The sequence below is a fragment of the Pantoea sp. AN62 genome, assembly GCF_050432985.1.
Lineage (GTDB): Bacteria > Pseudomonadota > Gammaproteobacteria > Enterobacterales > Enterobacteriaceae > Pantoea > Pantoea brenneri.
Window position 1 is genome coordinate 57,129 of record NZ_JBNPYB010000009.1, and the last position, 16,667, is coordinate 73,795.

Annotated in this window: 17 protein-coding genes; 6 read left to right on the forward strand and 11 right to left on the reverse strand. The window is 56.3% G+C overall.

Annotated elements, in window-relative coordinates:
• Positions 1 to 3: 3 nt before the first annotated feature.
• Both FHW04_RS12055 and FHW04_RS12060 read right to left on the reverse strand, forming a co-directional pair.
• Positions 4 to 1,350, reverse strand: a complete 1,347-nt coding sequence (locus FHW04_RS12055; RefSeq protein ID WP_031374728.1) for an enolase C-terminal domain-like protein — start codon at positions 1,348 to 1,350, stop codon at positions 4 to 6.
• The gene (locus FHW04_RS12060; RefSeq protein WP_031374727.1) at positions 1,347 to 2,708 is read right to left on the reverse strand and encodes an MFS transporter; all 1,362 of its coding nucleotides are present in this window, start codon (positions 2,706 to 2,708) and stop codon (positions 1,347 to 1,349) included. The genes FHW04_RS12055 and FHW04_RS12060 overlap by 4 nt, the downstream gene beginning before the upstream one ends.
• Before the next feature lie 610 nt (positions 2,709 to 3,318).
• On the opposite strand from FHW04_RS12060, the gene garD reads away from it, so the two are divergent.
• Entirely contained in the window at positions 3,319 to 4,878 is a 1,560-nt protein-coding gene (gene garD / locus FHW04_RS12065) for a galactarate dehydratase (protein ID WP_069728888.1), read from the forward strand.
• A 107-nt stretch (positions 4,879 to 4,985) separates the two neighbouring features.
• Here the strand turns inward: garD and FHW04_RS12070 are convergent, their stop codons facing one another.
• The 4 genes from FHW04_RS12070 to syd form a co-directional block, all read right to left on the reverse strand.
• Positions 4,986 to 5,432 carry a flavodoxin gene (locus FHW04_RS12070; RefSeq protein ID WP_031374725.1) on the reverse strand — a complete coding sequence of 149 codons (447 nt, stop codon included), beginning with the start codon at positions 5,430 to 5,432 and terminating at the stop codon, positions 4,986 to 4,988.
• A gap of 12 nt (positions 5,433 to 5,444) precedes the next feature.
• On the reverse strand, positions 5,445 to 6,224 hold the full coding sequence (gene truC, locus FHW04_RS12075; RefSeq protein WP_089561194.1) for a tRNA pseudouridine(65) synthase TruC: 780 nt from the start codon (positions 6,222 to 6,224) through the stop codon (positions 5,445 to 5,447).
• A complete protein-coding gene (locus FHW04_RS12080; protein WP_031374723.1) occupies positions 6,224 to 6,553 on the reverse strand; it encodes a YqcC family protein in 330 nt (109 codons plus the stop codon). Before FHW04_RS12080 ends, truC begins: the two co-directional genes overlap by 1 nt.
• A 589-nt stretch (positions 6,554 to 7,142) precedes the next feature.
• Positions 7,143 to 7,691: a SecY-interacting protein gene (gene syd, locus FHW04_RS12085; RefSeq protein ID WP_089561195.1), complete on the reverse strand. Its 549-nt coding sequence runs from the start codon at positions 7,689 to 7,691 to the stop codon at positions 7,143 to 7,145.
• 62 nt (positions 7,692 to 7,753) lie between these two features.
• On the opposite strand from syd, the gene queF reads away from it, so the two are divergent.
• From queF to xni, 3 genes are all read left to right on the forward strand, one after another.
• Positions 7,754 to 8,599, forward strand: a complete 846-nt coding sequence (gene queF / locus FHW04_RS12090; protein WP_089561196.1) for an NADPH-dependent 7-cyano-7-deazaguanine reductase QueF — start codon at positions 7,754 to 7,756, stop codon at positions 8,597 to 8,599.
• 169 nt (positions 8,600 to 8,768) lie between these two features.
• A complete protein-coding gene (gene ppnN / locus FHW04_RS12095) occupies positions 8,769 to 10,133 on the forward strand; it encodes a nucleotide 5'-monophosphate nucleosidase PpnN (RefSeq protein WP_031374721.1) in 1,365 nt (454 codons plus the stop codon).
• A gap of 34 nt (positions 10,134 to 10,167) precedes the next feature.
• Positions 10,168 to 10,923 carry a flap endonuclease Xni gene (gene xni / locus FHW04_RS12100; RefSeq protein WP_031374720.1) on the forward strand — a complete coding sequence of 252 codons (756 nt, stop codon included), beginning with the start codon at positions 10,168 to 10,170 and terminating at the stop codon, positions 10,921 to 10,923.
• A gap of 24 nt (positions 10,924 to 10,947) precedes the next feature.
• Here xni and rlmM read toward each other — a convergent pair whose 3' ends face one another.
• The 4 genes from rlmM to FHW04_RS12120 form a co-directional block, all read right to left on the reverse strand.
• The gene (gene rlmM / locus FHW04_RS12105; protein WP_031374719.1) at positions 10,948 to 12,048 is read right to left on the reverse strand and encodes a 23S rRNA (cytidine(2498)-2'-O)-methyltransferase RlmM; all 1,101 of its coding nucleotides are present in this window, start codon (positions 12,046 to 12,048) and stop codon (positions 10,948 to 10,950) included.
• The gene (locus FHW04_RS12110) at positions 12,041 to 12,436 is read right to left on the reverse strand and encodes a DUF423 domain-containing protein (protein WP_031374718.1); all 396 of its coding nucleotides are present in this window, start codon (positions 12,434 to 12,436) and stop codon (positions 12,041 to 12,043) included. Before FHW04_RS12110 ends, rlmM begins: the two co-directional genes overlap by 8 nt.
• Positions 12,437 to 12,486: 50 nt before the next feature.
• Complete coding sequence (locus FHW04_RS12115; protein WP_031374717.1) at positions 12,487 to 13,404, reverse strand: transcriptional regulator GcvA; 918 nt, start codon at positions 13,402 to 13,404, stop codon at positions 12,487 to 12,489.
• A gap of 334 nt (positions 13,405 to 13,738) precedes the next feature.
• A complete protein-coding gene (locus FHW04_RS12120) occupies positions 13,739 to 13,963 on the reverse strand; it encodes a YgdI/YgdR family lipoprotein (protein ID WP_031374716.1) in 225 nt (74 codons plus the stop codon).
• Positions 13,964 to 14,172: 209 nt separating this feature from the next.
• Between FHW04_RS12120 and csdA the strand changes: the two genes are divergently transcribed.
• Together csdA and csdE are read left to right on the forward strand one after the other, a co-directional pair.
• Complete coding sequence (csdA, locus tag FHW04_RS12125) at positions 14,173 to 15,381, forward strand: cysteine desulfurase CsdA (protein ID WP_031374715.1); 1,209 nt, start codon at positions 14,173 to 14,175, stop codon at positions 15,379 to 15,381.
• 2 nt (positions 15,382 to 15,383) lie between these two features.
• Positions 15,384 to 15,839: a cysteine desulfurase sulfur acceptor subunit CsdE gene (gene csdE / locus FHW04_RS12130; protein WP_031374714.1), complete on the forward strand. Its 456-nt coding sequence runs from the start codon at positions 15,384 to 15,386 to the stop codon at positions 15,837 to 15,839.
• On the opposite strand, the gene tcdA is transcribed toward csdE, so the two are convergent.
• The gene (tcdA, locus tag FHW04_RS12135; protein WP_031374713.1) at positions 15,830 to 16,630 is read right to left on the reverse strand and encodes a tRNA cyclic N6-threonylcarbamoyladenosine(37) synthase TcdA; all 801 of its coding nucleotides are present in this window, start codon (positions 16,628 to 16,630) and stop codon (positions 15,830 to 15,832) included. The genes csdE and tcdA overlap by 10 nt on opposite strands.
• Positions 16,631 to 16,667 lie beyond the last annotated feature (37 nt).

Below are 16,667 nucleotides of genomic sequence, written 5' to 3' on the forward strand. Positions count from 1 at the left end.
TCCTTATGCTGTTGCGCGGCCAAATGCCGGGCGCTTACGGTCGAATGTCCAACCGGGAATCAGATATTGCATCGCTGTGGCGTCGTTACGGGCACCCGCAGGCAGTGACTGGAAAAGCTGATGGGCCTGATGCACGCGGTCCCAGTCAAGCTCGATGCCGAGGCCTGGCGCATCCGGCACGGTGATTTTGCCGTTGCGGATTTGAAGGGGATTTTTGGTCAGGCGCTGATCGCCCTCCTGCCAGATCCAGTGGGTATCAATGGCGGTCGGATTACCCGGTGCCGCTGCGCCAACGTGGGTAAACATCGCCAGCGAAATGTCGAAGTGGTTATTGGAATGGCAGCCCCACGTCAGGCCCCATTCGTCGCACAGTTGCGCCACCCGCACGGCACCGCTCAGCGTCCAGAAGTGCGGATCGGCTAACGGAATATCGACTGCGTTGAGCATCACCGCGTGGTTCATCTCGCGCCAGTTGGTGGCGATCATGTTGGTGGCGACCGGTAAGCCAGTGGCGCGCCGGAACTCCGCCATTACCTCGCGTCCTGAGTAGCCCTGTTCTGCACCGCAGGGATCTTCGGCATAGCTCAGGACATCCGCCATTCCTTTGCACAGGGCGATCGCTTCATCCAGTAGCCAGGCCCCGTTGGGATCGACGGTAATGCGCGCATCCGGGAAGCGCTGCTTCAGCGCCGCGGCGGTTGCGATCTCCTGTTCGCCTGGCAGCACGCCGCCTTTGAGTTTGAAATCTTTAAAGCCATATTTGTCCTGCGCCGCCTCTGCCAGTCGCACCACCGCTTCGCTACTCAGTGCTTCCTGATGACGCAGGTGATACCACTCATGACTGGCCTGTTCACCGCTCAGATAAGGCAGATCGGTCTTGCGGCGATCGCCAAGGTAGAACAGATAGCCCAGCACCGTGACCTCATCACGCTGCTTGCCGGGCCCCAGTAACTCTGCCACCGGCACGCCGAGGCACTGTCCCAGCAGATCGAGTAGCGCCGCTTCCAGCGCCGCCACCGCATTGACCCGCAACTCAAAGGTCCAGGCACCGTTACCGAAAGTGGTGAAGTCAGCCGACTGATTGCCCTTGTGCACCTGCTGCACCAGGTGGTTCATTCGCGCAATCTGCTGGCCTTTGACCTGCGGAATCGCCTCAACCAGCGTCTGATAGATGGTGTCGCCGCCTGGCGCTTCACCGACGCCGGTGTGACCGGCGCTGTCGGTGAGTACCACAATGTTGCGGGTAAAACAGGCGTTGTGCGCACCGCCAATATTGAGCAGCATGCTGTCATAACCGGCGACCGGGATAACCTGCATCCCGGTGATCACCGGTGAACTTTGTGTATTCATGAGGCATCCTTACCGGACCAGGTTTTCAGTTCGACACGTTTGATATCGCCCGCTATCACCAGGAAGCTGAATGCGGCGACAAAGGCGTGAATACCGACATAAATCAGCGCGCCTTCAAAGGATCCACTGGTGGCGATGATGTAACCGATGGCGATAGGCGTCACGATGCCAGAAAAGTTACCAAACATGTTGAACAGACCGCCGCTCAGGCCACTGATCTCTTTCGGCGCGGTATCTGCCATCACCGCCCAGCCCAGCGCACCGATTCCTTTACCGAAGAACGCCAGCGCCATGAAGAACACTACCACCCACTCGGTATCGGTGTAGTTACACATCACCATCGAAATGGAGAGCAGCATGCCGAGCACTATCGGCGTTTTACGCGCGATATTCAGCGAGCCGGTTTTGCGCATCAGCCAGTCGGAAATCACCCCGCCCAGGACGCCGCCGAGGAAGCCGCACACCGCCGGAATCGAGGCAATAAAGCCCGCTTTAAGAATCGACATGCCGCGCGCCTGTACCAGATAGACCGGGAACCAGGTAATGAAAAAGTAGGTTAAGGCGTTAACGCAGTATTGACCGAGGTAGATGCCTAACATCATGCGTGAGGTCAGCAGCTGTTTGATCTGGAACCACTTCTCGCTCCAGCTCACTTTGCGGCTATCCTTTTTGACATCCATATTGATCAGCGCACCGCCCTGTTCCATATACTCCAGTTCGGCTTTATTCACGCCAGGGTGATCGGTGGGATCGTGGATCACTTTCAGCCAGATGAAGCTGAGGATGATGCCGAGTCCACCCATGAACCAGAATACGTGTGCCCAGCCCACTGAAGAGACCAGCCAGCCCATGATCGGCGCGAAGATGACGGTAGCGAAGTATTGTGCCGAGTTGAAGATCGCCACCGCCGTGCCGCGCTCCTGCGCCGGAAACCAGGCCGCGACAATGCGGCTGTTGCCAGGGAAGGAAGGTGCTTCGGCCAGCCCTACCAGGAAACGCAGCATAAACAATGACATGATGATACCGAAGCCGCTGAACAGGTCGACAAACCCTTGCAGGAAGGTAAATAGCGACCAGGTAAAGATGCTCCAGAAATAGACGCGTTTTGAGCCGAAGCGGTCGAGCAGCCAGCCGCCCGGAATCTGACCAATAACGTACGCCCATGAGAAGGCGGAGAAGATATAGCCAAGTCCGACTGAATCGAGGCCTATATCTTTGGACATCGCCGAACCGGCAATCGAAATGGTTGCGCGGTCACCGTAGTTGAATGAGGTAACAATAAATAACATCACCACAATCCAGTAACGGGCATTGGTGCGCTTCTGCACCGCTTCCGCTGTCTGGCTGAAACTATTCATGATGCACTCCTGAAATATAGCGTGAGCTACATTCGCTCTGACTGCATACACATCGCGTTGGGTATCAGAGAGAAATGAGGTTAAACACGGCGATCTTTTTTTTTTGGCAAATCTTTATTACCCCTTCGCTGTTTCAGCGACTGCCTGCCGGTTAACAGCACCTCATCAGCGATGGGCGGACAAGGCCGGTGCAACAGGCAACAAACCGGGTAAAGCGTCGTGACGGATAACCTGACCTGGGTTAACGAAAATCAGTATAAGAACAGCCTGCAGCGATGACATTGGAGTATCGCCCTGGAATAGAATTGATGTTTGCGGGATTATTTGGCGTTTGCACAGAATCCTGCGGCATGGCTCACGGAACCTGTAAATATCGGACGCGTAACCGGCCAGAAAGCCGGTTTCCCACGCTGTTTGTGAGGGTCTTCACTTGCTTTTGGTTAATCGACCCAAAACGGGGCTATAAATCTTTTCAAAGCCGGTCAATTGCACAATGTACAGCCCACAGCGCCTCCTTATACTGAAGCTGGCAAACAGTGAGCGACTGACAGGTAACACCACGACAACAACGCACCGCACAAGTACGGTACGACAGACGGGAAGGTGAGCGATGACCCCAACAACAACCGAACAACCGCTCTATATCAAAGTCCATGAGCACGACAACGTCGCAATTGTGGTTAACAGCCTCGGACTGCCAGCCGGCACCCGTTTTGCTGATGGCCTGACGCTGACTGAGCATGTGCCGCAAGGGCATAAAGTTGCGCTGAGCGCGATTGCGCAGGGCGCAGCAATTGTGCGCTACGGCGAAATCATTGGTTATGCGCTGCGCGATATTGCTGAGGGCAGCTGGATTGATGAGTCCCTGGTGACGCTACCGGAAGCGCCGCCGCTGGCCAGCCTGCCGCTGGCGACGCAGGTCCCTGCCGAACTGCCTGCGCTGGAAGGCTATACCTTCGAAGGCTATCGCAACGCCGATGGCAGCGTCGGAACGCGTAACCTGCTCGGCATCACCACCAGCGTGCACTGCGTGGCGGGCGTGGTGGATCATGTTGTGCAATTGATTGAGCGTGATTTGCTGCCGCGCTATCCCAACGTCGATGGCGTTGTCGCCCTGAATCATCTTTATGGCTGCGGCGTGGCGATCAATGCCCCGGCGGCTGTAGTGCCGATTCGCACCATCCACAACCTGGCGCTGAACGCCAATTTCGGCGGCGAAGTGATGATTGTGAGTCTGGGCTGCGAAAAATTACAGCCGGAACGGCTGCTGACCGGCACGCCAGACGTACAGCCGATCTCGCTGGAGGAGCATGACATTGTGCGTCTGCAGGATGAAAAGCTGGTGGGCTTTGGTGCAATGGTTGACGAAATATTGCAGGTCGCCGAGCGCCACCTTAAGCGACTGAATCAGCGCCAGCGCGAAACCTGTCCCGCCTCAGAGCTGATCGTCGGCATGCAGTGCGGCGGCAGCGATGCCTTCTCTGGCGTGACCGCCAATCCCGCCGTGGGCTTTGCCTCAGATCTGCTGGTGCGTTGTGGTGCCACGGTGATGTTCTCTGAAGTCACGGAAGTTCGTGATGCGATTCATCTGCTGACGCCGCGGGTGATTAATGAAGAGGTTGGTAAGCGCTTACTGGAGGAGATGGCCTGGTATGACGACTATCTCAACCAGGGTCAGACTGACCGCAGCGCTAACCCTTCGCCCGGCAATAAAAAAGGCGGGCTGGCCAACGTGGTCGAAAAAGCGCTCGGCTCCATTGCGAAATCGGGCCGCAGCGCGATTGTAGAAGTGCTGTCACCGGGACAGCGCCCTACCCGTCGCGGATTAATTTACGCCGCCACCCCCGCCAGTGATTTCGTCTGCGGGACCCAACAGATGGCCTCCGGCATTACCCTGCAGGTGTTTACCACCGGGCGCGGTACGCCGTACGGACTGGCGGCCATTCCGGTGATCAAGATGGCAACGCGTAATGCGCTGGCCGAACGCTGGCACGATCTGATGGATATTAATGCCGGGACTATCGCAACCGGCGAGGAGAGTATTGAGCAGGTTGGCTGGCGACTGTTTGAGTTGATTCTGGATATTGCCAGCGGCCGCAAACAGACCTGGTCAGATCGCTGGGGAATACGTAACCAGCTGGCGGTGTTTAACCCGGCACCGATTACCTGATCACAGGCTGCGCCCGGATTGCCACGGCGGCGATCCGGGCCGGTTCTCGTCCGCTACCACGGCAATAAAACGCCTGAGGCCGGCGCAGGGCGCAAAGCAGTTACGGATTACAGCAGCGCGCCCCAAGCCTCAACCCACGGAGAAGTGACCGCTTCCGGCTCGGGATTTTCACTGGCATCAACCAGCAGGACTTCACCCACCCGTTGGGCACTCTGCTCCTGCAGCAACGCATCAAAGGTTTTACCCGCGCCACAAAAATGATCATAACTGCTGTCACCCAGTGCAATGACGCCATAACGCAGCGTCGGCTGATGACCCAGCTTATCTTTTACCGCGTGGAACAGCCCCGAAATGGTATCGGGAAAATCGCCGTGTCCGGTGGTAGAGGTGACAATCAACGCTACATCACTGGCGTAGGCCTGCCAGTCTGCCAGCGTCGGATCTTCAAACACCGTCACGCTGTGGCCCTGCTGTTGCAGAATCGGCTCTGCCTCTTCCGCCACCAGCAACGCATTGCCGTATACCGTGCCCACAAAAATGCCAATCTTTGCCATCTGCCTTCTCCCTTATTCTGAAACGTTATCCTGTCCTGGCGCCGCCGCAAACTCAACCCGCGGCACCTCAGGAATGCGATCCTGCCAGCCAAACTGTGTCATCAGATTCTGCCAGACACTATCCAGCCCGGCACGGATCAGCAACGGCTCGCCGGTGACCGGATGGGACAGCGCCAGGCTGCTGGCATGCAGCATCAGGCGGTTAGCGCCGAAGTGCTGCGCTGCGCCGCGGTTCTGCCGCAGATCGCCGTGTGCAGAGTCGCCGATGATCGGATGACGCAGGTGCGACATGTGCCGGCGCAGCTGATGTTTGCGACCGCTTTTCGGAGACAGTTCAACCAGGCTATAGCGCGATGTCGCATAGCGGCCAATACCCACCGGCATCTCCACCGTGGCCAGTGACTGATAGTCGGTGACCGCCGGCTGCGCCGTACGTTCTTCAGTGGCATGCTTATCGGCTATTTTGTCCAGCTCTTCTACCAGCGGATAATCCAGCGTACCGCTGGTTTCCAGCCAGCCGCGTACTACCGCATGGTAGGTTTTTTGCATCTGATGTTGCTCAAACTGCTGCGACAGCAGCCGTCCGGCTTCGCTGGACAATCCCATCAGCAGCACGCCGGAGGTAGGACGATCCAGACGATGCGCGGTAAACACATGCTGACCGATCTGATCGCGCACCGTCTGCATGACAAACACCGTCTCATGCCGATCCAGCCAGCTACGATGCACCAGCCAGCCGCTCGGTTTGTTCACCGCCACCAGCCAGCGGTCCTGATAAATAATTTCCAGCATCAGACCGCCGCATCCTTCAGTAACGCATCAAGCTGACGCAGCGTCAGTAACAGCGGCGCAACACCGGGCTGGTCAGGCACCAGCGCCACTTCATAATAGGGGGCAACAGCGAAGTTTTGCGGCAGTGGATGCCGGGCCGCAATCAGGGCGTGCATTCGGGGAATCAACACCCATTGCAGCCATTGCAGCGGTTCGAGCGTATCAAGGCAAAACGGCTCGCGGCTGTCGAAAGCGCTGGCATCAGGGGGTGTGCTTTGCCAGAGATCGTGCTCACGCAACACCGCTTCAACCTGCTCCAGCCGCTGCGTAATCAATTGTTCGGGCGTCATGCGCCACCTCCAGCGGACAGTAAAAAAACGGGCGGCAAGCATATCACTTGTTGGCGCAGGCACAAAAAAAGGGAGCACTGTAAAAACAGTGCTCCCGGTTCGTTTGCAGCCATCCCGCTACGTTAATGCTCCCTGCTCTTCCGTGACAACTTGTCCAGTGCGAACTCCTGTCGCGCATCATCCTGATGAATCCTTAGCCTCCTGGCCCACCACCTCTTCTGAGGGGCTCTCATTCTCCATCCTGGAGGTGTCCCTTGCTCAATCCTGAGCGGTCCTGTTTCAGCCTGAAACCTTCCGTGTGCCGTAAACTCCGTTACGTTCCCGCCTCCTGGCTTATCCTCATCCTGACGATATCTTTGTCCCCAGCATCCTGCCAGTGCGAGATATTCTGACAGAACTAATTGTGCATACAAGTGACTAAAAGCGTAAGTTCAGCATCTTAGCGAAACAATTTCAGACTAATGCCATTAAGTCGATGATTCACAATATTTTTACATCCCGGCCATCCAGAAGTCTCAAGCTACATCTGACGATCTCGCACACGCCTTGTAAGAGATATCTCACAAGCAAGCCAGGCGATCACTGCAAGTCACTCGGTAACCGGCTGTAATAACTTAAGAAATATCTCAATATTTCCGGCTAAAACTTCACGCTGTTTACGGCCCGGCTGCTCCAGAACCACTTCCCCGCTGAGGTTCGATAAAGAGACGATCTCCTGTTCTGATTCCGTGGTGGCGATAAACAGCGTTGGCGACTGGCGCAGGCGGCGCTGCATCAGTAAATGGCCAATCAGATTCTCCTGCAGTCGCAGGAAATCCTCTTCACTCCACACCTGCAAAAGCGTCAGCTTCCGTTGCTGGAAACGGGCCTGCATGTCTCCGGCGAACTGAGTGGTGTAAAACGTGGTGATCTGCGGTTGCAACTGGAGGTCGATCGCCCGTCCTACCGCGTCGAGACTGGGCGGCAGGCTAAAGGGCTGTGGCTGCCACAGGACACGCTGGTCACGATCTTCCAGCGCACAAGGCGACGGCACGCCATACAGATCGCTGCTGGCTGGCGCATGGCCCGTGTGCTGCTGCCAGTGCTGGCAATAGCGGTTAGTAAAGTCGCGCAGTGCGGCGGCAGTTTGCTGCGTCATTCATATTCTCACTTCTGATAGGTTACACTTAGCCACTTTGATTAATTTTGGTGGTAACCGCAATGACTACTCACGAACAGGATCAGGCCCTCAGCAACCTGACGCTGGGCAAACCCACAGCCTATCACGATCGCTATGACAACAGTTTGTTGCAGGCGGTGCCGCGTAGCCTGAACCGTGAACCGCTCGGCCTGTATCCTGATAGCCTGCCGTTTACCGGTGGTGACATCTGGACCTTATATGAACTGTCGTGGCTTAACAGCAAAGGGCTGCCACAGGTCGCCGTCGGTGAAGTGGTGCTGGATGCGCAGAGCCGCAATCTGATCGAATCGAAAAGCTTTAAGCTCTATCTTAACAGTTTCAACCAGACCCGCTTCGCCGACTGGGGCGAAGTACGCCAGACGCTGGAGCGCGATCTGAGCGCCTGCGCTGAAGGTGAGGTGCGGGTCGCGCTGTTCCGGCTGAATGAAGTCGAAGGACAGCCGATCGGCCATTTCGACGGCTACTGCATCGATGAGCAGGATATCGCGATTGACGATTACCGCTTCAATGCCGACTACCTGGCCGATGCCACCGGCAGCGAGATCGTCGAAGAGACGCTGGTCAGCCATCTGCTCAAATCGAACTGCCTGATCACCCATCAGCCTGACTGGGGTTCAGTGATGATTCGTTATAAAGGCCCGCGTATCGACCGTGAAGCGCTGCTGCGCTATCTGGTGTCGTTCCGTCAGCACAACGAATTCCATGAACAGTGCGTCGAACGCATCTTTAATGACGTGCTGCGTTTCTGCCACCCTGAGGCGCTGACGGTCTATGCGCGCTATACGCGCCGTGGCGGACTCGATATTAACCCGTGGCGGAGCAATGTGCCCTTCACTCCGGGCTATTCGCGTCTGGTTCGCCAGTAGTTTGCGAGATCTCTCGCAGGCTGTGCGCTGCAGGCGCGGTTCCACTTGAGCTACGCTGGCCGACAAGGCTACTCTGGAGATGGCGGCAATCTGCGGGTTGCCGACCAGGGATTTTCGTCACTGCGATTGCAGTGTCAACTGTCACCCAGGCGGGTGTAAAGGAGTTCATTTGATTACCCATATCAGCCCTCTTGGCTCAATGGATCTGCTCTCGCAGCTGGAAGTCGATATGCTGAAACGCACGGCCAGCAGCGACCTGTACCAACTGTTTCGCAACTGCTCGCTGGCGGTGCTGAACTCTGGCAGCCAGACCGACAGCAGCCACGAATTACTCTCCCGCTTTGAGAATTTTGATATCAACGTGCTGCGTCGTGAACGCGGCGTCAAACTGGAGCTGATCAATCCACCGGAAGAGGCGTTTGTTGATGGACGCATCATCCGTTCGCTGCAGGCCAACCTGTTTGCGGTGCTGCGCGATATTCTGTTTGTCAGCGGCCAGCTCAACGCTCCAGGCCGTTTAAGCGCAGCCGAAGAGAATGATTCCGCCGCTATCACCAATACCGTCTTTTCAATTCTGCGTAATGCCCGGGCGTTGCACATTGGCGAGTATCCCAACACCGTGGTGTGCTGGGGTGGCCACTCGATCAACGCCGTTGAATATCAGTATTGCCGTAACGTCGGCACCCAGCTGGGGCTGCGTGAACTGAACATCTGTACCGGCTGCGGACCGGGCGTAATGGAAGCGCCAATGAAAGGAGCGGCGGTAGGCCACGCTCAGCAGCGCTACCGTGACAGCCGTTTTATTGGTCTGACAGAACCGTCAATCATTGCTGCCGAGCCGCCGAATCCGCTGGTGAATGAGCTGATCATTATGCCGGACATCGAAAAGCGTCTTGAGGCGTTTGTCCGCATCGCGCACGGCATCATTATCTTCCCAGGCGGGGTCGGTACCGCAGAAGAACTGCTCTATCTGCTCGGCATCATGATGAATCCGCACAACAGCGATCAAGTGTTACCGCTGATCCTGACCGGACCTGAAGAGAGTGCGGATTACTTCCGGGTGCTGGATGACTTCATCGTCAGTACGCTGGGCGAGCAGGCGCGCAAGCACTATCAGATCATCATTAACGATGCCGCTGAAGTGGCGCGTCTGATGAAGCAGGCGATGCCGCAGGTTAAAGAGTATCGACGCGAAACCGGCGACGCCTACAGCTTTAACTGGTCGATTCGTATTGCGCCGGATCTGCAGGTACCCTTCCTGCCGACCCATGAAAATATGGCCAACCTCAACCTCTACACCAACCAGCCGCCGGAAAAACTGGCCGCCGATTTGCGTCGCGCCTTTTCAGGCATCGTGGCCGGTAACGTGAAAGAGATGGGTATCCGCGAAATTCGCGAGAAAGGCCGCTATAAGCTGCATGGCGACGCCGACATCATGCATCGCATGGACGAACTGCTACAGGGATTTGTCGCGCAGCAACGTATGAAGCTGCCGGGTACCGCCTACATCCCCTGCTACGAAATCATCAAATAAACCAGGAGGCAGCCATTGGGCTGCCGATATTCTCATGGCTTTTCATCTTCTTATCGTAGATGCGTTAAACCTGATACGCCGTCTGCATGCGGTACAAGGATCGCCGTGCGTCGATGGCTGCGTGGCGGCACTGCGTCAACTATTGGGGCATACCCGCCCGACCCACGTAGTGGCGGTGTTTGATGGTGAAACCCGGCATCAGGGCTGGCGTCACCAGTTATTACCGGATTACAAAAGCGGCCGTCCGCCGATGCCGGAAGATTTACAGGCGGAGATGCCGGCGCTGCAACAGGCTTTTCGCGCCGCAGGCGTCAGCTGCTGGATTGCCGATCAGGATGAGGCGGATGATTTAGCCGCGACGCTGGCGGTAAAAATGGCGCAGGCCGGACATCAGGCCACCATCGTGTCAACGGACAAAGGCTACTGTCAGCTACTGGCGCCGGAAATCCGTATTCGTGACTACTTCCAGAAGCGCTGGCTCGATCTGCCGTTTATCGAAGCTGAATATGGCGTTGCGCCGCAGCTGTTACCCGATTTTTGGGGATTGTGTGGCATCAGCAGCAGTAAGATCCCAGGCATTGCTGGTATCGGCCCTAAAAGCGCAAAACAACTGCTGGCAGAGTTTCATTCGCTGGACGGGATCTATCAGCAACTGGATCAGGTGCCGACAAAATGGCGTGACAAATTAGCCAGCGGCCAGCGGATGGCTGAGATCAGTCGCCAGGTGGCCACGCTGAAGCGGGATTTAGTGTTGCAGGGTAATCTGAATACGTTGCGTTACAGCGGCTGAGTGCCGAAACACTCAGCCGTTTGATCAGCGTTCGTCGCGACGACCACCGACTGCCGCCCAGATACGACGAATGTGTACCGTGACCTCTTCGCGATCGTGATAGAGCTGACGCGCCCGGATCTGCGCATTGATGCCGTTCTCACTGAGTCGCTCTTCAATCATCGCCAGATTCTGCGTCACCTCTTCGTAACGCTTTTTCATTGGCAACTTGAGGTTGAAGATCGCCTCGCGGCACCAGCCGTTGACCAGCCAGTCGGTCATCAGGTTCGCTACCCGTACCGGTTTCTCAACCATGTCACACACCAGCCAGCTAATGTTGGTGCGCGGCGGGCGGAATTTGAATCCATCAACGCGTTCATGCATCACCTGCCCGGTCTCCATCAGGCTCGGCGCCATCGGACCGTTATCGACCGCATACACCATCATGCTGCGCTGCACCAGTTGGTAGGTCCAGCCGCCAGGACAGGCACCGAGATCGACAGCATACATGCCGCTGGCCAGACGCTCATCCCATTCGTCCGCCGGGATAAAGACGTGAAACGCCTCTTCCAGCTTAAGGGTTGAACGGCTCGGCGCATCGGACGGGAACTTAAGCCGCGGAATGCCCATATAAAAAGACGAACTGTTTTCTGGCAATGAATAGCCCACGTAACAGGTACCCGGCGCAATGAAAAATACGTGCACCACCGGACGTTTCGGGCTTTCGTAGTTCAACAGAATTTTGCTTTCACGCAGCGCGGAACGCAGCGGCACGGTGAACTTGCGGCAGAATTTGGTCAGCTCTTTCGCTTCGTTGGTGTCTGGCACCTCAACGCGCAGTTCGCCGCCCTTTTCGACCACGCCGGTCAGCATGCCGACGATTGGCGTGATCCGATCTTCCTGCGGCAGGTCGCGCAGCAGCTCGCCGACCACCAGCATCTGACGCGCAAAGATCAGGTCGTCAAACGGCAACTCACGCACCAGTCGTTCGGCGTCCTCAAACTGATAACACTCAAACAGCACATAGCCCGAGTCATCTTTAACCCGCGGGAAACCGTAGACTTCGCGTTCAGCGGCTTTCGCACTGATTTCTGCCGCACACTCTTTTTCAAAACCGGGACGGCAATAGAGTAAAACTTTATTCATGGCGTTCTGCCCTTCGTTTAAGACGCAGCGCGCCAATCAACATCAATACCCAACCCGCAAGGAAGCATAATCCTCCCACTGGCGTGATAAAAACCCAAAATTTCAGATGTGACAGCGCCAGACAGTAGAGACTGCCGCTGAACAGTACGGTGCCGAGCGCCATCAGCGCACTGCTCCAGTAAAACCAGATATTGGCGCGGCGTAACATTGCCGCACCCAGCCCCATCACCGCTAAGGTGTGGTAAGCCTGATATTCCAGCCCGGTATGAATCCAGGCCATTTCCGCCGGTCCGAGCGATTTACTCAATACGTGGGCACCAAAAGCGCCAAACGCCACCAGCAAAAATCCGCTAATGGCAGCAAAAATAAACATGGCACGACTGGACATGAAACGATCCTCAGAGTGCGTTTGCATCGCAATGCAATTAAATCAAGACGTTATTGTTGATATCGAAAGCGGAATTTTTCTTGTTCGGTTGCAGCTTTTGCCAGGATCCACTGTCGAAAGGCGGCTATTTTACCCAGTTCTGCCTGACTGTCATGACAAACCAGATAAAAAGCGTTTTTACTGACTAATACGTCGTTGAACGGACAGATCAATCGGCCAGCTTCAATTTCGCTCTGCGCCATCACATTATTGGCCAGCGCTACGCCCTGCCCGTGGATGGCCGCCTGCAGTACCATGGCACTGTGGCTGAAGATAGGACCTTGCTGAACGTTGATGTGCTGCAGGCCAAGCTGGCGGATATACGATTGCCAGTCACGTCGTGAAGCATCGTGCAGCAGCGTAAATCGCGACAGATCCATTGGCGTTTTAAGTGGGTTTTCGCCGGTCATCAACGAAGGCGAGCAGACCGGCAATAAATATTCTGCATAGAGCTTCTCAACCCGCAGGCCTGGCCAGTTACCGCGGCCATAAAAAATCGCCACATCGACATCATCGGCCAGCTTCTCTTCATCACGGTCGACAGCCTGAATACGCACGTCGATCCCCGGATAAGCCATATTAAAGCTGGAGAGGCGTGGCACCAGCCACTGAATCGCAAAGCTGGGCAGTAAGCTGACGGTCAGCGCACCCTTGGCACTGCGTGCCTGTAGTTTGCGGGTGGCTTCATTGAGCGCCGAGAAGATCTCTTTAATATCCAGATAGTAGCTTTGCCCTTCTTCGGTCAACAAAAGCGAACGATTCCTCCGGCGAAACAGCTTAAGACCGAGAAAATCTTCCAGAGATTTAATCTGATGGCTTACAGCTGCCTGGGTGACGAAAAGCTCTTCAGCGGCTTTGGTAAAGCTTAAATGGCGCGCGGCGGCATCAAATACCCGCAGTGCGTTGAGAGGAGGAAGGCGTTTCGACATGGTTTTCCGTATCCGGATCGGCGAAAAATACGCGGGCTTATATGCAGCCTTTACGTATTAGAATTTTTAATCCGAGGCATTATAATTTGTCCGTTGAGGAACCTCCAGCAAATACCTATAGTTGCCGCACTTCCTGAGCCGGAACGAAAAGTTTTTAGAGTTGTGAGTGAGTTCGCAGATTTTCTGAAAGCTTTTGGCTTGTGGTCGTGATGTTGTGTTTGCAATTTTTGATCCGACTGTTGCGGATCAAGCTCTTAATTCCTGTAGATTTACCCTGTCTGTCCATAGTGATTTTTAAATAGCACCGCAAATTGCGGTGCTTTTTTTTGCTTAATTACTGACCCATCTCAACCATTTCTTTGACATCGGTGCGGTTGATCTGCTGCTCGTTGCCATTGGCATCTTTATAGCTGATCATACCGGTTTCATCGTCTACCTTAGGTTTGCCGTCGGCAACAATGGTGCGTCCATCATTGGTGTGCATGACATAGTTGCTGGAACAGGCAGTCAGGGTAAAGGCCAGAGTACACACGGCCAGCACTGCGGTGAGTTTTTTCATCTTCTATCTCCTTGCAGATTGATTGCATCAAACCACCCGCGTTACGCTAACCATAGGCAGCAGATAAGTGTGATCGACCAAATATTGTTCGATCGTTGTGCGGGTTTGGTTCAAACCTTGCAATAATCAGCATAACGCGCTTTTCCAGCTTTGCCAGACAGAGACCACTCTTTCAGTCTGGTCCTATTTATTCTCATCATGGGCCGCGTATGACCGTATTTAACCCAACCGCGTTTCGCCAGCAGTTTCCCGCACTGGCCGATGCTGGCGTCTACCTCGACAGCGCAGCGACAACGCTGAAGCCGCAGGCGGTGATCGACAGCATTCAGCAGTTCTACAGCCTGAGCGCCGGTACCGTGCACCGCAGTCAGTTTGCGGCCGCACGTGCCTTAACCGAGCGTTATGAGCAGGCGCGTAGTCAGGTGGCGCGCTGGCTGAACGCCGCTGATGGCCATCAGATTGTCTGGACGCGGGGTACCACTGAAGCCATTAATCTGGTGGCGAACAGCTGGCTGCGACCTCGCTTACAGCCAGGCGATGAGATCGTGGTGAGCGAAGCAGAACACCACGCGAATCTGGTGCCGTGGCTGATGGCGGCGCAGGCCTGCGGCGCCCGGGTAGTTAAATGGCCGTTGGGTGCCGATCGGTTACCGGATATCGCCCGGCTGCCGGCGTTGCTGAACGGCCGTACCCGCTTGCTGGCGGTGAGTCAGATGTCCAACGTTACCGGCGGCTGCCCCGATATCGCTCAGGCCATTCAGCTGGCGCATGCGGTCGGTGCCAAAGTGATGGTGGATGGCGCGCAGGGCGTGGTGCACTGCCCACCCGATGTGCAGGCGCTGGATATCGACTTCTACGCCTTCTCCGGTCATAAAATCTATGGTCCGATGGGAATTGGCGTGTTGTATGGCAAAGCTGCGCTGCTGGAGGAGATGGTGCCGTGGCAGGGTGGCGGCAAGATGCTGACTGAAGTCGATTTCAACGGTTTTACCCCTCAGCCGGTACCGTGGCGCTTCGAAGCGGGAACGCCTAACGTGGCGGGTGTGGTGGGATTAAGCGCAGCGCTAAGCTGGCTGGGCCAGCACGATCGGGCCAAAGCGGAGAGCTGGAGCCAGCAACTCGCCAGTCTGGCAGAGGAGCAGTTGGCTGAATTACCCGGCTTTCGCAGTTTCCGCTGCGGCCATGCCAGCCTGTTAGCCTTTGAATTCACCGGCCTGCACCACAGCGATATCGTCACTCTGCTGGCTGAGCAGGGTATCGCTTTACGTGCCGGTCAGCACTGCGCTCAGCCGCTGCTGGCGGCGCTCGGCGTTAGCGGGACGCTTCGCGCCTCATTTGCGCCCTATAATAATTTGCAGGATGTTGATGCCCTGGTGCGCGCTATGCGCAGCGCCATTTCGCTGTTATCGGAGTTTTAATCATGAGTTCACCGCTGTTAGCGCCACACCCGTTTGGCGATCTGATTACGGTTGCCAGCCTGAAGGAGACGTTTAGCCGCTTTCATCAGTGGGAGGATCGCTATCGTCAGCTGATTCAGCTGAGCCGCCAGCTCCCGGCATTACCCGAAGCGCTAAAAAAAGCGGAGATTGAGCTGAGTGGCTGCGAAAATCGGGTCTGGCTGAGCAGCCAGTTGCGTCCGGATGGCACCCTGCACTTCTATGGCGACAGTGAAGGCCGCATCGTGCGCGGTCTGCTGGCCGTGCTGCTAACCGCGGTGGAAGGCCAGACACCGCAAGCGCTGCTTGAAAACGATCCGCTGGCGCTGTTCGATCAGCTGGGCCTGCGCGCCCAGCTCAGCGCCTCGCGCAGCAGTGGTTTGCAGGCGCTCTCTACGGCGGTACAGCAGGCGGCGCGTCAGGCGCGCGATCAGGCCTGACGGGCAGCGCGCGCCAGATATTTTTTCAGCGCGTGAGAGACGGCAACAAAGCCGAAGGTGGCGGTCACCATGGTGGCCGCGCCAAAACCGGCGGCACAGTCCATTCTTTTCGGCCCTTCTGCCGTACTGCGTGAGGCACAAACGCTGCCGTCCGGCTGCGGATAGACCAGCGCCTCGGTAGAAAAGACGCAGTCGATACCGAGTTTGCCCTTACTGTTTTTCACCACACCAAAAGTTTTCAGCCGCTCACGCAGCTTTGCTGCCAGCGGATCCTGAATAGTTTTAGCCAGATCGGCGACCTGGATCTGGGTGGGATCGATCTGACCGCCCGCGCCACCGGTAGTGATCAGCGGGATCTTGTTACGGCGGCACCAGGCGATCAGCGCCGCTTTAGGCCGCACGCTATCGATAGCATCGATCACATAATCGAATCCGGCCGCCATCAGCTCTGCAGTATTGTCCGGCGTAATAAAATCGTCGATGCAGATCACGTCACAATCGGGATTAATCGCGCGCAGACGTTCCGCCATCACCTCGGTTTTAGCTTTGCCGACGTTGCCATTGAGCGCGTGAATCTGTCGGTTGGTATTGGTGATGCAAACATCGTCCATATCGATCAGGGTGATTTTGCCAATACCGGTGCGCACCAGCGCTTCAGCCGCCCAGGAGCCGACGCCGCCAATGCCGATGACACAGAAATGCGCATCCGCAAAACGCTGCAACGCATCCTGACCATACAGACGCGCCGTGCCACCAAACCGCTGGTGCCAGGCGTCATTTAACACTTTCATAGTTGAACCTGTAACGTCGTGCGGGCCAGCAGGCCCG

Excerpts from the sequence above, each read along its gene's own strand:
- FHW04_RS12060 (WP_031374727.1), bottom strand. The coding sequence starts at position 2,708 with ATGAATAGTTTCAGCCAGACAGCGGAAGCGGTGCAGAAGCGCACCAAT.
- xni (WP_031374720.1), top strand. The coding sequence starts at position 10,168 with ATGGCTTTTCATCTTCTTATCGTAGATGCGTTAAACCTGATACGCCGT.
- garD (WP_069728888.1), top strand. The coding sequence starts at position 3,319 with ATGACCCCAACAACAACCGAACAACCGCTCTATATCAAAGTCCATGAG.
- rlmM (WP_031374719.1), bottom strand. The coding sequence starts at position 12,048 with ATGAATAAAGTTTTACTCTATTGCCGTCCCGGTTTTGAAAAAGAGTGT.
- csdA (WP_031374715.1), top strand. The coding sequence starts at position 14,173 with ATGACCGTATTTAACCCAACCGCGTTTCGCCAGCAGTTTCCCGCACTG.
- truC (WP_089561194.1), bottom strand. The coding sequence starts at position 6,224 with ATGCTGGAAATTATTTATCAGGACCGCTGGCTGGTGGCGGTGAACAAA.
- queF (WP_089561196.1), top strand. The coding sequence starts at position 7,754 with ATGACTACTCACGAACAGGATCAGGCCCTCAGCAACCTGACGCTGGGC.
- syd (WP_089561195.1), bottom strand. The coding sequence starts at position 7,691 with ATGACGCAGCAAACTGCCGCCGCACTGCGCGACTTTACTAACCGCTAT.
- FHW04_RS12110 (WP_031374718.1), bottom strand. The coding sequence starts at position 12,436 with ATGTCCAGTCGTGCCATGTTTATTTTTGCTGCCATTAGCGGATTTTTG.
- FHW04_RS12055 (WP_031374728.1), bottom strand. The coding sequence starts at position 1,350 with ATGAATACACAAAGTTCACCGGTGATCACCGGGATGCAGGTTATCCCG.
- FHW04_RS12070 (WP_031374725.1), bottom strand. The coding sequence starts at position 5,432 with ATGGCAAAGATTGGCATTTTTGTGGGCACGGTATACGGCAATGCGTTG.
- tcdA (WP_031374713.1), bottom strand. The coding sequence starts at position 16,630 with ATGAAAGTGTTAAATGACGCCTGGCACCAGCGGTTTGGTGGCACGGCG.
- FHW04_RS12115 (WP_031374717.1), bottom strand. The coding sequence starts at position 13,404 with ATGTCGAAACGCCTTCCTCCTCTCAACGCACTGCGGGTATTTGATGCC.
- FHW04_RS12120 (WP_031374716.1), bottom strand. The coding sequence starts at position 13,963 with ATGAAAAAACTCACCGCAGTGCTGGCCGTGTGTACTCTGGCCTTTACC.
- csdE (WP_031374714.1), top strand. The coding sequence starts at position 15,384 with ATGAGTTCACCGCTGTTAGCGCCACACCCGTTTGGCGATCTGATTACG.
- FHW04_RS12080 (WP_031374723.1), bottom strand. The coding sequence starts at position 6,553 with ATGACGCCCGAACAATTGATTACGCAGCGGCTGGAGCAGGTTGAAGCG.